The sequence below is a fragment of the Thiomicrorhabdus immobilis genome (genome assembly GCF_021654855.1).
GTDB classification, from domain to species: Bacteria; Pseudomonadota; Gammaproteobacteria; order Thiomicrospirales; family Thiomicrospiraceae; genus Thiomicrorhabdus; species Thiomicrorhabdus immobilis.
The window spans coordinates 1,476,437-1,493,695 of the sequence record NZ_AP024202.1 but is presented as its reverse complement, the minus strand read 5'-3'; the positions used below and the strand labels follow the sequence as shown (position 1 = coordinate 1,493,695).

Annotated in this window: 17 protein-coding genes; 11 read left to right on the top strand and 6 right to left on the bottom strand. The window is 43.8% G+C overall.

Annotated features, from left to right (window positions below; all coding sequences use genetic code 11):
* Position 1 precedes the first annotated feature (1 nt).
* Both sucD and L6421_RS06760 read left to right on the top strand, forming a co-directional pair.
* Positions 2-883 (top strand): succinate--CoA ligase subunit alpha, encoded by an 882-nt coding sequence (gene sucD / locus L6421_RS06765; protein ID WP_237260759.1) that lies wholly within the window; start codon positions 2-4, stop codon positions 881-883.
* 264 nt (positions 884-1,147) lie between these two features.
* Positions 1,148-2,779, top strand: coding sequence for an NAD+ synthase (locus tag L6421_RS06760; protein WP_237260757.1), 1,632 nt, complete (start codon positions 1,148-1,150; stop codon positions 2,777-2,779).
* 134 nt (positions 2,780-2,913) lie between these two features.
* On the opposite strand, the gene L6421_RS06755 is transcribed toward L6421_RS06760, so the two are convergent.
* Entirely contained in the window at positions 2,914-3,780 is an 867-nt protein-coding gene (locus L6421_RS06755; RefSeq protein ID WP_237260755.1) for an outer membrane protein assembly factor BamD, read from the bottom strand.
* Positions 3,781-3,945: 165 nt separating this feature from the next.
* On the opposite strand from L6421_RS06755, the gene rluD reads away from it, so the two are divergent.
* From rluD to L6421_RS06725, 6 genes are all read left to right on the top strand, one after another.
* The gene (rluD, locus tag L6421_RS06750) at positions 3,946-4,989 is read left to right on the top strand and encodes a 23S rRNA pseudouridine(1911/1915/1917) synthase RluD (protein WP_237260753.1); all 1,044 of its coding nucleotides are present in this window, start codon (positions 3,946-3,948) and stop codon (positions 4,987-4,989) included.
* 78 nt (positions 4,990-5,067) lie between these two features.
* Positions 5,068-5,811, top strand: a complete 744-nt coding sequence (pgeF, locus tag L6421_RS06745; protein WP_237260751.1) for a peptidoglycan editing factor PgeF — start codon at positions 5,068-5,070, stop codon at positions 5,809-5,811.
* 144 nt (positions 5,812-5,955) lie between these two features.
* Positions 5,956-6,690, top strand: a complete 735-nt coding sequence (locus L6421_RS06740; protein WP_237260749.1) for a DUF1538 domain-containing protein — start codon at positions 5,956-5,958, stop codon at positions 6,688-6,690.
* A gap of 14 nt (positions 6,691-6,704) precedes the next feature.
* Positions 6,705-7,529: a DUF1538 domain-containing protein gene (locus L6421_RS06735; protein WP_237260747.1), complete on the top strand. Its 825-nt coding sequence runs from the start codon at positions 6,705-6,707 to the stop codon at positions 7,527-7,529.
* Between the two features lie 55 nt (positions 7,530-7,584).
* Positions 7,585-7,935 (top strand): P-II family nitrogen regulator, encoded by a 351-nt coding sequence (locus tag L6421_RS06730; protein ID WP_237260744.1) that lies wholly within the window; start codon positions 7,585-7,587, stop codon positions 7,933-7,935.
* Positions 7,932-8,336: a CBS domain-containing protein gene (locus L6421_RS06725; RefSeq protein WP_237260742.1), complete on the top strand. Its 405-nt coding sequence runs from the start codon at positions 7,932-7,934 to the stop codon at positions 8,334-8,336. Before L6421_RS06730 ends, L6421_RS06725 begins: the two co-directional genes overlap by 4 nt.
* Positions 8,337-8,430: 94 nt before the next feature.
* Here the strand turns inward: L6421_RS06725 and L6421_RS06720 are convergent, their stop codons facing one another.
* Positions 8,431-10,425: a cation:proton antiporter gene (locus tag L6421_RS06720; protein WP_237260740.1), complete on the bottom strand. Its 1,995-nt coding sequence runs from the start codon at positions 10,423-10,425 to the stop codon at positions 8,431-8,433.
* 60 nt (positions 10,426-10,485) lie between these two features.
* Positions 10,486-11,334, bottom strand: a complete 849-nt coding sequence (gene nadC, locus L6421_RS06715; RefSeq protein WP_237260739.1) for a carboxylating nicotinate-nucleotide diphosphorylase — start codon at positions 11,332-11,334, stop codon at positions 10,486-10,488.
* Positions 11,335-11,484: 150 nt separating this feature from the next.
* Between nadC and ampD the strand changes: the two genes are divergently transcribed.
* Complete coding sequence (ampD, locus tag L6421_RS06710) at positions 11,485-12,081, top strand: 1,6-anhydro-N-acetylmuramyl-L-alanine amidase AmpD (protein ID WP_237260738.1); 597 nt, start codon at positions 11,485-11,487, stop codon at positions 12,079-12,081.
* A 53-nt stretch (positions 12,082-12,134) separates the two neighbouring features.
* Here the strand turns inward: ampD and L6421_RS06705 are convergent, their stop codons facing one another.
* Both L6421_RS06705 and L6421_RS06700 read right to left on the bottom strand, forming a co-directional pair.
* A complete protein-coding gene (locus L6421_RS06705; RefSeq protein ID WP_237260737.1) occupies positions 12,135-14,147 on the bottom strand; it encodes a cache domain-containing protein in 2,013 nt (670 codons plus the stop codon).
* 221 nt (positions 14,148-14,368) lie between these two features.
* On the bottom strand, positions 14,369-14,581 hold the full coding sequence (locus L6421_RS06700; protein WP_237260736.1) for a uracil-DNA glycosylase: 213 nt from the start codon (positions 14,579-14,581) through the stop codon (positions 14,369-14,371).
* Between the two features lie 217 nt (positions 14,582-14,798).
* On the opposite strand from L6421_RS06700, the gene L6421_RS06695 reads away from it, so the two are divergent.
* Positions 14,799-15,314 (top strand): flavodoxin, encoded by a 516-nt coding sequence (locus L6421_RS06695; RefSeq protein WP_237260735.1) that lies wholly within the window; start codon positions 14,799-14,801, stop codon positions 15,312-15,314.
* Positions 15,315-15,475: 161 nt separating this feature from the next.
* Here L6421_RS06695 and L6421_RS06690 read toward each other — a convergent pair whose 3' ends face one another.
* Positions 15,476-16,129, bottom strand: coding sequence for a histidinol-phosphatase (locus tag L6421_RS06690; RefSeq protein WP_237260733.1), 654 nt, complete (start codon positions 16,127-16,129; stop codon positions 15,476-15,478).
* A 221-nt stretch (positions 16,130-16,350) separates the two neighbouring features.
* Here L6421_RS06690 and L6421_RS06685 point away from each other — a divergent pair, with 221 nt between their 5' ends.
* Entirely contained in the window at positions 16,351-16,842 is a 492-nt protein-coding gene (locus L6421_RS06685; protein ID WP_237260732.1) for an RNA pyrophosphohydrolase, read from the top strand.
* Positions 16,843-17,259 lie beyond the last annotated feature (417 nt).

The window sequence follows — 17,259 nt, the reverse complement described above, 5'->3', positions numbered from 1 at the left end:
GATGAGTATTTTAATCGATAGCAATACCAAGGTTATCTGCCAAGGCTTTACTGGAAAACAAGGCACCTTTCACTCTGAGCAGGCGATTGCTTATGGAACCAATATGGTGGGTGGGGTCACACCGGGGAAAGGCGGGCAAACCCATTTAGGTCTGCCGGTCTTCAATACCGTAGCTGAAGCGGTTGCCGAGGCTGGAGCGGAAGCTTCTATGATTTATGTTCCACCTGCTTTTGCTGCGGATTCAATCATCGAAGCGATTGCCGCAGGCATCAAGGTGATTACCTGTATTACCGAAGGGATTCCGGTTGCGGATATGTTGAAAGTGCGTGCGGTTCTAGAAAAGTCGGATGCCTATTTGATTGGTCCAAACTGCCCAGGATTAATTACCCCAGGCAATGACGGCAACGGTTGTAAAATCGGGATTATGCCGGGACATATACATCTACCAGGTAAAATCGGCATCGTGTCACGCTCGGGAACTTTAACCTATGAAGCGGTACATCAAACCACGCAAAATGGCTTGGGCCAATCAACCTGTGTAGGAATTGGTGGTGACCCGATCCAAGGGATGAACTTTATCGATTGTTTAACCTTGTTCCAAGAAGACCCTCAGACCGAAGGGATTATCATGGTGGGCGAAATCGGTGGTCAGGCAGAAGAAGATGCGGCTGAATTCATTAAAGCGTATGTGACCAAACCGGTAGTGGCTTATATAGCGGGTGTTACCGCTCCAGCCGGTAAACGTATGGGGCATGCCGGAGCCATTGTCAGTGGCGGTAAGGGAACGGCGGAAGCTAAGTTTGCGGCTTTGGAAGAAGCCGGAGTCACCGTGGTTCGTTCGCCTGCCGATTTGGGAGAAGCGATGAAGGCTCAGTTGGGCTGATTTGACTTGCTCGGATTTATTCAAACACTGGTTTGAACGATTACTACGATGACTATCGTTGGATTGTTTAAACGAACTTAATTCAAATCATTCTATTGAGCATTTTTAGAGGCTTGTTGACAAATCAACTGTACCAGGCCTGTTTAAAATGCTTAAATCAAATTGATGAACACCTGAAATGAATGTCTCATAAGTCTTGAGAATGGCTATTTTCAAGGTCTTTTAGGTGTTCAAAACTCCTCGTTGATTAAAGAGAGACACGCAATGACACAAAATGTAACCGTCGTTATGGGGCAGATTGATCCGATTGTGGGTGATATTCGCGCCAATGTGGAATTAATTATTGAAGCCGCCCAACGAGCAAAGCAAACCTTGCAGGCGGATATCATCGTCTTTCCGGAAATGACCATTACCGGTTACCCTCCAGAAGACCTATTGTTGCGTGAAGGTTTGTATCCTCAAGTGAATCAGGCGTTAAGCCAGATTTGTGAAGCGGTTACTGATATTGTTTGTGTGGTCGGTTATCCCATGATGGATGAGCTTGGCGAACGCTTCAATATGGCGGCTTGGATAGAGGATGGGATGATTCAAGCCAGTTACATCAAACAGAATTTGCCGAACTACAGCGTATTTGACGAGCAGCGTTATTTCACTGCCGGCCATCAGCCTTGTGTGGTGGAGTTCAAAGGAATCAAATTCGGGATTTTGATTTGCGAAGATATCTGGAAAATCACCCCCAGTACGCAAGCCAAAGAAGCCGGTGCGGAGGTTATTCTCAATCTGAATGCCTCGCCTTTCTCTGAAGAGAAGCATCAGGATCGTATCGCTACCTTGCAACGCCGTGTTGACGAAATCAAATTGCCGATTGTCTATGTCAACCAAGTTGGAGGGCAGGACGATTTAGTATTTGATGGCGGCTCTTTTGCGATAAGTGCCGATGGTGAGGTCTGTGTGCAAGCCCCAGAGTTTAAAACCGATTTAACCGCTGTGCAGTTGGTTAAACAAGCCGATTCTTTGATTATGCTTGACGGTGCTAAAGCGCCACTATATGAAGGTGAAGCCAGAATTTACCAAGCATTGAAGATGGGGGTGAAAGACTACGTTGAAAAGAATGGCTTTCCTGGGGTGATTTTAGGGTTATCGGGTGGAATCGATTCCGCTTTGACCTTGGCCATCGCGGTCGATGCTCTAGGTGCGGATAAGGTTGAGGCGGTGATGATGCCGTTTCGCTATACCGCTGAAATCAGTAAGGAAGATGCCGCCAAGCAGGCTATGACCATGGGTGTCCAGTATCAATCGATTCCGATTGAGAGCATGTATGCCGCATTTGAAGCGGCTTTGGCCAGTAGCTTCGAAGGTACCAACACCGACTTAACCGAAGAGAACCTACAGGCCCGTATCCGAGGAACCTTGTTGATGGCTCTGTCAAACAAGGGCGGTAGAATGGTGTTAGCGACCAGCAATAAGAGTGAAGTGGCGGTAGGTTATTCCACTTTGTATGGTGATATGGTCGGCGGCTTTTCGCCATTGAAAGATATCCCTAAAACGTTGGTATATCGTTTGGCACAATACCGTAACTCGATTTCTGAATGCATTCCCGAGCGAGTCATCACTCGTCCACCTTCGGCGGAGCTAAGGCCTGACCAGGTAGATCAAGATAGTTTGCCTGATTATGATGTGTTGGATGCTATCATCAAACATTACGTTAAACTGGACAGAACACCACAAGAGATTGTCGAACTCGGTTTTGATGCCGAAGAGGTTCATAAGGTGATTCGTCTAATCGACCGTAGCGAATATAAACGCCGTCAATCGGCTCCTGGGATTAAGATTACCCAGCGTGCCTTTGGACGAGATAGACGTTATCCGATAACGAGTCACTATTCGGAATGCTGATCGACGGCATTTCTCAATACTGATCAAAAACGACAATAACCTGTTTGTGGAAGCAATAAAAAAGCCGATTTACCAGGCCTGGTAAATCGGCTTTTTTGTCAGAGGGGATAAAATTTTAGAGGTTAGTCTAAAGGTTAGTCGAAAATCCCATCAAACATACTGGTGACGCTTGACCACCAAGAGTCATCTTTTTTCGCCTTAGGGTCAGAAGTCTCTGCTTTTTTAGCTTGGGCGCCAAAAGAGACATCGGTCGCTTCTTGGGTGGCATTTTTATTCAACTCATACACTTTATCGGCATTCTCTGCGGCTTCGGTCATACCCAGTTTAGTGTAAGACTCTTTCAGCATCTTAAGTGCTTTAACGGTAGAAGAGGCTTGCGGATAGTTTTCTAAAATGTATTTTGCACGGTTAGCCGAGGCTAAATAAGCTTCTTTATTAAAGTAGAACTTGGCTACCTTAAGCTCGTGTCTAGCCATCTGGTTACGCAAGATGACCAATCGTTTGCTGGCCGCAACCGCATATTTACTGTCAGGGAACTGGTTTAACAGCTCACTGTAGTAACCGTAAGCACGTTTGGCCGATTTTACGTCTCGGGTAGCAGGGTCGGTGATATAGTTATCCAACCAACTGCGAATAACCGAGTCCGCAGCTAAGCCTTTTAAGTAGTAGGCATAAGCCAACTGCTTGTGTTTCGGGAACAGGCGTATGAATTCATCCAGTTCAATGATGGCTGACTCAGGTTCGTCGTACTTGTAATAGGCGTAAGCCAACTCCAGGTGTGTTTGTTCCGCGTAACGGCCATAAGGGAAGTAAGCTTTGAGTTTTTCGTAGTTTTCAATCGCGGTGTCCCACTGCTGGTCTTTAAAAGCATCGGTGGCATCGGTGTAAAACTCTTCTACTGTTTTATCTTCATCCGGCTTTTCAATCAAGCCATTAAGTGTTGAACAGCCTTGTAAAGCAAGGCCTGAAACTAACATTAAGGATAGTAGCGTTTTTTTCATGTTTATTTGGTACTCTTAGGTACAATATACGTTTAATAAATTGCAAACGATTGTATCACAAATATTGAATATTCAATGACTGCCTTTGCATAAAAAGCCATCAAACAACTTCGGTTTGTTTATGGATTAAATTCGTAAAGCCACTTAGTTAAAAAAGGTTATCTTTTGAGTCAACAAATTCTTACCGCAACCATCCCGCATGACGCTTTAGGTGAACGCCTGGATGTTGCTATCTGCCCGTTATTTTCAGACTATTCTCGTAACCGTATCCAGCAATGGATTAAAGACGGTAATTTAAAGGTCGATGGCGAGGTTTGGAAAAAGCCGCGCCAATCGGTATTGGGTGGAGAAAAGGTTGAGCTATTGGTGGAACTTGAAAATGCCACGGAAATTCCGGCGCAAGACATCGATCTGGAAATCGTTTACGAAGACGATGCGATTATGGTGATTAATAAACCACCAGGCCTGGTGGTTCATCCAGGTGCAGGAAATCCAGACGGAACTTTGATGAATGCCTTATTGTTCTATAATCCTGCTCTGCGAGAAGTCCCTAGAGCGGGGATTGTGCATCGTCTGGATAAAGATACTTCAGGTTTGATGGTGGTTGCCAAAACCGTTCCTGCGCAAACCAGCTTGGTGGAGCAGTTGCAGCGTCATGCGGTGGAGCGTATTTATGACGCGGTGGTTGTCGGTAAGATGGCTCGCGGCGGAACAATCGATAAACCAATCGGTCGCAGTCCTGCGGACAGAAAAAAGATGGCTGTGCGTGCGATGGGGGGTAAAGAAGCGATATCACACTATCGTGTATTGGAACACTTCCGAGAGCATACCCGTATCCGCGTTAAACTGGAAACCGGACGTACCCATCAGATTCGTGTGCATATGGCCTATTTAGGGTTTCCGTTGGTCGGTGATCCCGTTTACGGTTCACGTTTTAGAATCCCAAAACGCATGAATGAGGAGTTTGTGCATTTCTTGCGTGGTTTCCATCGCCAAGCCCTGCATGCGGGTGCTCTAAGCTTAACCCATCCTGTGACCGGTAAAACCATGAAATGGAAGGCACCGATGCCAGATGACCTGTTCGAGCTGGTCGATGTGTTGCGTGAAGATATGGAAGAGTATGAAAATGCTCAATTAGGTTACGATGACTTTGATTACGATTATGGGGTTGAAGTGGAGTGGGTAACCGATGAAGACATCCCGGATTAATGACGCTTAACAATGCATCTAACAAGCTTGTTACAAAGCATTGTTAAAAAACACGCTTGAACATGAAAGGTTTCTGTTTTGTTTATCACCCCAAATTGGCCAAAACCCGATAATATCCAAGCTTTATGCACTACAAGACAAGGCGGTGTCAGCCAGCCGCCATTCGATTCTCTGAATATGGCGACCCATGTTGAAGACGATCTTCAGCATGTGTTGCAGAACCGCGCCATAATCAAACGGCAAGCTAATCTTCCGAGTGAGCCAATTTGGCTCAATCAACAGCATACCGATATCGCTTTGCCGCTCTCCTCAACCACCGTTTTTGACGAGCCGCCCATTGCCGATGCCAGCTGGACTCAATCCGTAAACGTAGTTTCAGTGGTCATGACCGCAGATTGCTTGCCGATTTTGTTAACCGATAAACAGGGTAGTTGTGTCGCCGCCATTCATGCGGGTTGGAAAGGGTTGGCGGATAAGATAGTGAGCAAGACCATTCAAGCCATGCCCGTGCAGTCTAGTGAGTTGATGGCGTGGATTGGCCCGGCCATTTCGGTCAGACAGTTTGAAGTAGGGCAAGATGTTTATGATGCCTTTGTCAATCAAAATATTGAAAATAAACGTTTTTTCCATGCTGAGCCGCAGCAAAAAGCCAAATACTTGGCAGACTTACCAGGCCTGGTAAGATTCGAAATGCAAAATTTAGGCGTGTCGCAAATCTACGCTAGCCAGCTGTGTTCCTTTGAAAATCAAACGGAGTTTTTCTCTTATCGAAGAGACGGTAAAACAGGGCGTATGGCCTCGATGATCTGGATTGAGAACTGAAGTTGTTTTCAGTTAAGTTTTATTCAATTTACAAGCTTTCTCATCAAAGCGATGAAGGGTTTTCTATATACTTTTTGTATGGTTTTTAGTTAAATTCAACTCTAATTAAATTCATTCTTCCCAACTTCGGTAGCTTTTGAGCAAATGCAAAAATCCTTGATTGCACTCTTTCACTCTATGGTCTCATCGCTACGAGATCTATTACCGATTATTGTCGTTATCGCTTTCTTTCAGTTGCTTGTACTGCAACAACCTTTACCCAATATGCTTGACCTATTGTTCGGTACCTTTTTTGTGGTGTTGGGGTTGACCTTTTTTGTCTACGGTCTGGAAATGGGGCTTTTCCCCATTGGCGAAACCATGGCTTATGCCTTCGCAAAAAAGGGCTCGGTCTTATGGTTGCTGTTGTTTGCTTTTGCATTGGGGTTTGGTACGACAGTGGCAGAACCCGCTCTGATAGCGGTGGCTGATGAAGCCGCTAAAGTAGCTGCAACCGGTGGGGTCATAGCCAATGCTACCGCCGCCAAACAAGGTTATGCGGATGGTTTACGCCTAACCGTGGCGTTATCGGTCGGCTTTGCGATAGTCTTAGGCGTTTTGAGGATTTTAAAAGGCTGGCCAATCCATTGGTTTATTATCGGTGGTTATATCCTGGTCGTGATTATGACCAGCTTCGCTCCAGAAGAGATTATCGGTATCGCTTACGACTCAGGTGGAGTGACGACCTCAACAATCACCGTGCCCTTAGTGACGGCATTAGGGGTTGGGTTGGCATCCTCCATCAAAGGGCGTAACCCGATGATAGACGGCTTTGGTCTGATTGCCTTTGCTTCCTTGACACCGATGATTTTTGTTATGGCCTATGGAATGGCTATTTAGGTATGGTGAACTGATTGGAAACCTTATTACTCTATGTAGCGCGTTTTATCAGCATTCTGTTTGATACCGTTTTTGATGTTCTGCCGATTCTAGGCATCTTGCTCGGTTTTCAGGTGTTGGTGTTAAAGCAAAAGATTCCTAATCTGAAGAAAGTGGCGACCGGGTTTGTATTTGTGTTGGTTGGCCTAGCCTTCTTTTTACAAGGCTTGGAGCAAACCCTGTTTCCAATTGGACGATTAATGGCTGAGCAGCTCACCAATCCGGAGTTCATTTTTGGTAAAACCCTGGTAGAAGGTTTTGTGTTCAGTTGGCAAGATTATTATTGGGTGTATATTTTCGCCTTTGCTATAGGTTTTAGTACCACCATCGCCGAGCCTTCATTGTTAGCCGTTGCCCTTAAAGCTCAAGAGGTTTCCGGGGGTGCCATCGGTACTTGGGGGTTACGTATTGCGGTCGCTTTAGGTGTGGCGCTAGGGATTTCATTGGGTACCTTTAGAATTGTTACCGGTTACCCTATACATTGGTTTATTATTGCAGGGTATATTGTGGTGGTAATCCAAACTTTTTATGCACCGCGCATGATAGTGCCCTTAGCCTATGACTCTGGCGGGGTGACCACCTCGACCGTAACGGTACCGTTGGTTGCTGCGCTTGGCCTGGGATTGGCTGAAACAGTGCCGGGAAGAAGTGCTCTGATTGATGGTTTTGGTCTGATTGCGTTTGCGAGCTTGTTCCCAATCATGTCGGTCATGGCTTATGCGCAAATAGCCGAATATCGGGCAATAAAACAGCAACGAACACAGCAACAACTTTTGGCTGGCAGCCAGTCCAAAGAATGACTTATTTTTAAACGGAATATCCCTTATAGGCTTTCAATCACTCGGAGGAAGAGAGATGAAATTTAAACTGATTATCGCGTTTGTGGAAGACTCAAAAATAGAAGCGGTTATGGCTGGTGCCAGAGATGCCGGGGCAACAGGGGCAACGGTGATTAGTAATGCTCGTGGTGAAGGTTTGGATTCACCGGTTACTTTTTTTGGTTTGAGTTTGGAAACTCAACGTGAAGTTGCGCTGTTTTTGGTCGAAGAACATCTTAGCCGAAAGATTTTGGAACGGATTGCCGAAGTGGGTGAGTTTGATGATTCGCCTGGCACGGGTATCGCCATTCAAGTCGATGTTGAAGATGCTGTAGGGCTTGGCCATCAGGTGCAAAAGTTGACTGAATTAGTAGAGGATGAGATATGAGTTCAGAGGTAATTAAAGTCAAGGACGTCATGAAGGTGGATGTTGACGTGGTTGACGGCATGATGACTGTTTCGGATGTTTTAAGGACGATGGAGCATAAACAGAATAAATCGATTATCGTGCAGCGTCGTGATGAAAATGATGAATATGGCATTGTCTTGTTGAATGATATTGCCACCGAAGTACTGGGGAAAGACCGTTCACCAGAGCGGGTGAATGTCTATGAAATCATGACCAAGCCCGTGGTGAGTGTCGACCCGGAAATGGATATTCGTTATTGTGCTCGACTTTTTAAACGTCTGGGTTTATCTCGTGCCCCTGTGATGGAGAACCGAAAAATCGTCGGTATGGTGAGTTTAACCGACCTGGTATTGAAAGGGCTTTGTCAAAAGTATTGCTAGAAGCCTTGTAAATAGGCACTTGATGGTTCGATTCATGGCTATTTCACTACCATAAACGTTTTTAGAGAAGCACCTAGACTTTTAAGGTGCTTTTTTAATTTTGCCTGCCCGTTTTAAGAAACTTATCCGCGCGTTCAATATCTTCTGGTAAACCGCTCAATACCAAATGATCGTCTAGTCTTAAAGCGGTCTCTACGGATGGCCTTTCGCCACGAATATGCCCGCGTTTTATCGCCTCCACGTGGACATTAAAGTCGGTAAGCTTCAATTCCTTCAAGGTTTTGCCAACCGAAAACATCGAGCCTTCAATCAATACCGTATGAATGATCCCTTTCATAACCTGGTGTTGTTCTAACGGGTTATCATCTTCCCCTGGATAGAAGTTCTCCAAGGTCTTGTAGCGGTTCTTACGGATGTTTCGGGTCTGTTTTAATACTTGGCTAGGTGGTTCGCCAATCATCAATAACAGATGCGATGCCAGCATGATGCTGGATTCGAAGGTATCCGGTACCACTTCATTGGCACCCGCTTCAGTGAGCTCGTTAACATGCTGATCATCCAACGTTCTCACCAAAATAGGGATGTTGGGATCAAGTCTACGAACCGTTTTCAGAATTTTCATTGAGGCATGGAAGTCACTGAAGGTGATGATCACCGATTTGGCTTTACTTAAGGAGGCCGCATTTAAAATGTTTTCTTTAGAGGCGTCTCCATAATATACACTTTCCCCTGCAGCACGAGCTTCGTGAACACGTTTGATATCCATATCCAAAGCGATAAAACGATTGTTTGAGTTGTGTAAAAAACGACTCACGGTCTGACCTACACGCCCAAAACCACAGAGAATGACGTGATCTTGAATGTGCTTGTTGTCTTCTGCGATGGTGTTTTCGATTTCGTGATGACTCATTGTGTAAGAGGACTTGTGCAGTCTTTTGGCGATTTTGCCGTTGAATTTCACTAAGAACGGCGCAATCGACATGCTTAACACCGCTGCTGTCAGTAGGATATTGCCAATCTCTTCGGGTAGCAATTTGTAGGTGAAGGCCAGGGTCATCAACACCAGCCCGAATTCCCCTACTTGGGAGAGCGAGAGGGCGATGCGTAGAGAAACCCCGCCTTCTTTCTTGAATAGTCTGGAGACTAAATAGAGTATGGCACCTTTGATAATGAAAATGGCTAGGGTGACCGCGATGACCATCCAGAAGTGACTGGCTAGAATCTCAATCGAGATGAGCATACCAACCGTTACAAAAAACAGTCCTAACAGAATGTCTTGGAAAGGGCGAATATCCGATTCGATTTGGTGGCGGTATTCGGTTTCACTCAACATCATACCCGCTAAGAAAGCACCTAAGGTCATGGATAGTCCCATTCCTTCTGTAAATGCGGCGGCACTCAACGCTACCGTTAAGACGGTCAGGGTGAAGAGTTCTTGTGATTTAGCGGATGCGACTTCATGAAAAAGAGGTCTTAAAAGGTACTTACCAATCAGGTGCATAATCACGACGACTAAAACACCCTTTAAAAAGGCCATGGTCAACGCCCAGGTCAGTACGCCATCATCACCGCCACTTAACGCCAAAGTCGGAATCAAAATCAATAAAGGGATGGCCATGATGTCTTGAAAGATCAAGATGCCGACTGCCGAGCGCCCATGTCTTGATTGGATTTCAGATTGCTCGGTGAGCTGCTTGATGACTATCGCCGTTGAGGATAGAGCAAAAGCACCGGCAATGACGATTGTTGTATTGGTATCCAGGCCTGCTAAAGTGCCGATTAGGTAGATTACCCCGGCGGTGGTGAAAACCTGAGCCGTGCCCAGACCGAATACCTGTTTGCGCATGGCATACATTTGCGAAAAAGAGAACTCTAAACCAATTGCGAATAACAGAAAAACAATGCCAAACTCAGCTAGCAGTTCGATGTTTTCTTCTTTTTGAATCCAGCCGAAACCGTTCGGACCAACGATTATACCGACAATGATATAGCCAAGAATGGGCGGGAAGTGCAATCTTCTAGACAGAGATACCGTGATGACGGCAATGGTTAGCAGTAAAACAACATGCAGTAATATGTGTTCGGTCACAATGGGTATCTCATGGAAAATTAAAAGGTTGAACTCTGTCTAACTGTTTCAAATAAGGTTTTAGGCTTTTTTCATTTTAAAACGCATCGATAAATCTATCGAGCGCAAGTGTTTGGTGATTGCGCCTGTAGAGATAAAGTCTACCTGGGTTTTCGCCAAATTTTCCAAATCGCCGATTTCGACATTACCTGAAACCTCTAACTTCGCTTTACCATTGACGATATCGACCGCCTCGTACATCATCTCTAAGGTGAAGTTATCCAGCATGATGATATCCGCGCCACCCATTAACGCTTCTTGTACTTCTTCCAGGTTTTCGGTTTCCACTTCTACGGTTTTTCCTGGATGTTGAAACTTGGCTATGCCAATCGCTTCAGCAATTCCGCCAGCAGACATGATGTGGTTTTCTTTAAGAAGGATAGCATCATACAATCCGATACGGTGGTTTTGACCGCCACCACAGGCTACCGCATATTTTTGCGCCAATCTTAAGCCAGGCAAAGTTTTACGGGTATCAAGCAGCTTGGTTTTGCTACCTTGCAACGGCTTCACATATTCTGAGGTGGTTGTCGCTGTGCCAGAAAGGGTTTGTAAGAAATTCAAGGCGGTGCGTTCTGCGGTTAAAATATTGCGTGCCGAACCGGTGATGATGCAAATAAGCTGATCTTTTTCAACGGTTTCGCCTTCTTCGCATAACCATTCTACGTGAGCATTTTCATCCACTTGCCTTAAAACCTCATCAAACCAAGGTCGTCCACATATTACCGCTTTTTCACGACAATAAATATTGGCGGTGGCTTGTATGTTTTCAGGAATCAAACCGGCTGTTAAGTCCCCGGTTTTTATGTCTTCGTCAAGGGCGTTGGCTACAGTCGTTTCAATGTTTTCAAAGTAGTTGATATCATTCATAATGGTTTTGGTCTATTTAGGGTGAAGTTACGCATTAAATTGCGTAATTTGATTAATGGAGGGTATTATACCCAAATAGTTTTTCAGTACGAAACCAATCCCCAAATTCACTATGAAATCAGTTCAATCGCTTCATAAAACGGTATAAAAATGCAAAACAACTCGCTTAACTCATTCCAGACCCTCAAATTAAGGGTGGATAATCAAACAGGCTTAATTGAGGGCGGACAATTTATTGAAAGTCCCAATCAAGACTTGCGTCCAAATGATGAGTTACCAGGCCTGGTGGTTGTTCATGGTATTAGCTTACCGCCAAACCAGTTTGGAGGCGAGGGGATAACCCAATTGTTTACCAATACGCTGAATCCAAAAGAACACCCTTATTATCAAACGATTCAGCATTTGACCGTTTCTGCTCATGCCTTGATTAGACGCGATGGACAAATCATTCAGTATGTTCCATTCCATAAGCGAGCATGGCATGCCGGGCTTTCTGAGTATGAAGGCCGTGAGCGTTGCAATGATTTTTCAATCGGGATTGAGCTTGAAGGAACCGATTCAACTTGTTACACCGCTTCCCAATACCATGCCTTGGCCGGTCTCATAAAAGCGCTTTGGCAGGCTTATCCATCTTTAAAAGATCGGAAAGTGGTCGGTCACAGTGATATCGCTCCCGGCAGAAAAACCGATCCAGGAGACTATTTTTTATGGAGTTCTTTGAATCGTTTGACAGAAACCGAGGCGTAGGCAAATTCAATCTATCCAAGCGGTGGTTTCAAAAACGGTTAACCCAACAATGTTTAGATGCCGGTGAAAACTAAGGCGATCACATCGTTGGTATAACCATCGCCATTTTTGTACTCCCGATAACCGCTACTGACCTTGTAGCCTACCAAGTAGGTGGTGTTGTTCCATTTCCAAGCAAAGCAGTCATTTTGACCGTTCGGGGCAAGTAACACCTCTTTGGGAATGTCGATAATGTCATTGATGGCAAATTCCTGGCTCGTGCTGGAGATGACCTGTCCATCGCGGTCAACAAAAGCGCTGAAAGTGGTTTTGTTGATTGAGTCGTTCAAGTATTTAGGTTCGGTATCATCTAACATGGCCTTGAACTCTGGGGTGGAGTCAAATACCAGAGCGATACCGCCGACGTTTTTCTCCATGTTTTCCCAGTCTTTAACCACCGCATGATAAATATAGCTATAGTCATTACCGTAAAGTTCGGTTTTATGAAAGTCTGACACAATATAGCTTTGGGTGTCATGTAACGATAAGCAGCGGGTGGTATCGTTTCTGCGCGGCAATAGCGTACCGACCAAATCGCTTTCGGCTTTGTTGGAAACAGCGAGAATCTCGCCATTGGCATCGTATAAGATAATATTGGTGTACACCGTATATAGGCTGTTGATGTATTCAAGTATATCCGTCAGTTTTTGGCTTTGAGTATGGCTGATAGAGCCGTTATTATGTTTGTCAGACAGTATTTTTCTAAAGCTGCTGTTCAATGCCCACCATCGACAGTCGTTGGCTCGTTCGTAAAGGTTTCTATCCATGATTTCAACCGCTAGGGTGGCGCTAAAGGCAACCTTTGATTGGATGGTATCCACCAAAACCTGGTGAATGTGGTGGATAAAGCGAGAGAAGATCTCTTGAATCTCCAAGCTGATGATTTGGAAACGGTCCAAAATGGGTAAGAAGGATTGTACCTTGCGCTTAAGCGACATTATTTTACCGTTAAGAATCACGGTTAATAATAGCGTGCTTACCTTGATATTGACCTCTTCTAACGCATGTAGATACAAAGGCGATTCTTTGGGAATCTTGACCCCTAAATCATTGGTGGTGCGTTTTGCGAAGGCCTGGTTGACATCGATATCCACATATCCTTGCCAAGGTAATCCGTAGAACTCTTGATAGCCGGTCGTCTTTATGGAAAAACGTAGGTTGTTACCGTTTTTTTCAGGTTTTGTGGTATCGCTCAACGCACGGATTCTTTGACCTACGGGGTGTTTTTTAGGGCTATTTGAGGCAATGATTTCGGCGTTCTGATTCAAAAGCATCAGTCCATGCTCACTATTGATGTTTAAGGTGTTGAATATGCCTTGCATTTCATCCTCAAAACTAAAACTTAAACATAAGACACCAACGTCTTTCGTGCCACCAGATTCACTTACCTGGGTGATTTTCTTGGCATAAATGAGGCTTACAGGTTGGTTTGGAAAAAGGTCTGAATATCGATATATCTCCACATAATCATCGTTTGTCTTTAGGGTGTGGTTGATGAGCGGGTCTAAACTGTGTTCAACCGGGTTTGACTTGTTTAATTTAGCTTTAATGTCGCCAGTAGGGGTGACTAATAAAATATCGTTATAAACGCTGTACTTAGCCACATACTCTTGAATGCGCTGGTCAATAAATGCTGCGTCTGAAGGGGAGGAGTCCGTATTCGCCATATACTCGACGATATCATCGTCAGTGGCTAAAAATCCTACATCCGCCGTTCGTTCAAACAGGTTGCGGATTAAAATATCGATGGTTGTTTGCGCTTTGAGCATGATTTCGCTATTGGCTTGGTTCAAGTAGCGACCAATCAGTTCTTCAATCATGATGTCACGTAGGTTTTGAAACTCCTTTTGGGTTTCCACTATAGATTCAAGTAATTGGCTATCAATGTTTTCATTGTTGATTTTGCCAACCATTCCAACTGTCGACCACCATAAGTCTTGATGCTCCAATTCGGCAATATACGCTTTTACTTCAGGAAGGTATTGAATGAATGCGTTATATTCTTTTAACTTATTTTGTGTAGACATATCCGAGTTACTTTTTCCATAAAATGATTTTAATGAAGCCTTTAAAGCAAACAGTATTCCAACTGTTTCTTATTAAGAAATATGCCTTAAAATTCAAATGCTTTTCAATGGTAGTGGAGAATGAAATTGTATGCGATTTTTAGTTCTAGAACGGTGTTGCTAGATGATGCACTTAAACAGTGCACTAATTGGGTGCGTTATGAAGTTGACCGGGCGAAATGTTAGGCAATCCAACCTGTTTTTTTGGTTTCTGTTTTAGGCGTGTCTTTAGGGGTAAATTTCAGACACTCGTCACCCGAGGTTTCAAATACGATGTCGCTTGGCATGCGTCGGGTTTTGAATCCGAATGCCCTGCAGCCACGGGGAGCGTTTGTATCCCAAGTGACAAAGAAGTGTTTGCATTTAAAACAGTCGATTGGATTAGTTTTTTTCATGTTTCGGTATAAAAATAAGTAAATTCTCAAATTATTAAACTGTGCTATTATTCAAAACACAAGTCATAAGTAATTATTATTAAGCACAAGTAAATGCTATTTTGACATTTAAGCACTCAAAACTTGATTTGACGTGTTCAAAAAGTAAACAAGTTATGTAATAGTTACTAAAAACAAATTCTACTAAAATTATTTAGGTTTTCAAAAGGGTAATAAAATGAGCAAAGTTGGCCTATTCTACGGAACGGATACAGGTAATACAGAACGTGTGGCAGATATGATAAAAGACAAAATCGGCGCGGATATCGTCGATGTTTATGATATCGCTTCTGCCAGTGCAGATGATTTTGCAAAATACGACAAGATTATTTTAGGCCAGCCGACTTGGTATTACGGTGAGCTTCAAAGTAGCTGGGATGACTTTTGGGATGACTTCAAAGGTATCGACTTTACCGGTAAGACTGTAGCTTGTTTTGGTTTGGGTGACCAAGCCGATTACTCTGAATACTTTTTAGATGCGATGGGTCTGATGCACGACATCGCTATTGAGAACGGCGCAACCCCAGCGGGTTATACTTCAACCGATGGTTTTGAGTTCGATGAGTCAAAAGCGGTGACCGAAGATGAAGAGTTCTTTGTCGGTCTAGGTATTGACGAAGATCAACAACCAGAAATGACTGCAAGTCGTGTGGATGACTGGGTTGAGCAAATCAAAGAAGAGATGGATTTATAATTCAAAAGCTTCGGATTTTCCAATAAAAAGCCGTTTATATCCATTGAGATATAAACGGCTTTTTGCTTTTTCAGAAGTTAAGAAAATTACAGGCTGATTTTTAAATCTTGCTACTGTCTGAAAAAGGTATAAAGGCCTGGTTGTTTTAAATTACTAAAGAATCAACGTAATGAAATACTTGGCCAGTTTTTCTCTTTGGCGATGGCGAGCAGTTTGTCATCGCCATCTACTACGACCGGATTGTCTACTATTTCAAGCAGCGGCAAATCGTTAAAAGAATCTGAATAGAAATAACTGCCTTCGAGGGTTTCGTGTTCTTGCTGTAACCATTCATTCAGACGGGTCACTTTGCCAGATTGAAAAGTCGGGATTCCCGCCACTTCACCGGTATAACGATTGTTTTTGATTTCACCTTCAGTACCCAATAGTTCAGTAATTCCGTAACGCATGCCAATCGGGCGGGTCACAAAAGTATTGGTGGCGGTGATAATCATGACTCGGTCGCCTTTGGCCTTGTGTTCCTCAACCAAGGCTAGCGCTTTAGGTAAAACAATCGGTTCGATAAAGGTTTGCATGAATTGGTTGTGCCAAACCGCCAGGGTTTGCATGCTCTGTTTGCTGAGCGGCTTCAAAGCAAAACGTTGATAGGCCATGATATCGAGATTGCCGCGTTTGTAATCCTCATAAAATTGGGCGTTTTGTTCAGAGAAGTGTTCGGCATTCACATAGCCGTTTTGCACTAGAAATTCCCCCCAAAGGAAATCGCTATCACCGCCAATCAGGGTGTTGTCTAAATCAAAAATTGCTAGTGCCATAATCTTTTAATCTCAATTCTGTTTTTATGAATAATCTGTGGTTTCGCTTAAGCGGGTAATCCTAATCCAAACCGGGTTCGCAAACAAGAAAGAAGCGCTTAAAACGAGAATTGAAATTCACAATTTGTAATTAAATATTAATAAAGCCTTCTTTATAGATTGAAAAAACCACAAATTTTAGGCACTATTAGGCTAATCAAAAAATTTAGTACAAGGTTCACATGATAGATTCAGATGGATATCGGCCGAATGTCGGTATCATTATCGTCAATAAAGAGGGTAAGTTGTTTTGGGGAAAGCGCATTCAACAAGATGCTTGGCAGTTTCCCCAGGGCGGTATTCGCGATAATGAAACACCACAGCAAGCCGTTTTTAGAGAGTTAAAAGAAGAGGTGGGGTTAGAGCCCTCCGATGTCCGGGTATTAGGGCGTACGCAAGATTGGATCAGTTACGATTTGCCGAAACACCTTATCCGCCACTATAGCCAGCCGATTTGTGTCGGTCAAAAACAGATCTGGTTTATGCTGGGATTGGAGAGTGATGCATCGAGCATTAATCTCAATCAGCATGAAACGCCTGAATTTGAAGATTGGGATTGGGTTGACTATTGGCGTCCGGTTCAAGAGGTGGTGAGTTTTAAACAAGCGGTTTATCACCAAGCATTGACCGAACTGGAAGAATCTATTAATACCTTTTGGTTGAACCGAGCCTAAGCTTGGTTTGTTGGTAGTTTTGCTGTTAATCGTCAATACATGACGGACTTCTTATCAAAAGAGATTAAAGCTTTGAAAACCCATTTAAAACATGGGTTTTTTTATGTCTGAAATACATCGGCTTACGATTTGGATTTAGATGTCTTTTAGGATGTTCAGATTGCTTGAACCAGCTGTTGAAATGGCTTTTTTGAGGTTTTGGATAAAAATACGAATGGCCATAAATGATTAGCTTTCAATGGCTTATCTTTGATTTTGCCTTGCAAAGCTTTAACCAGGCCTGGTTAGAATGTATTTTTAATCAAAAAATGTTATTATTCACAGAATTTTATTGTCTCTTTTTGAGTCTAAATTGCGCTCGTTCATGCGTAACGCATAAAAAGAGAATGCTTTGGAAATACTAAGTAGCTGGAACCC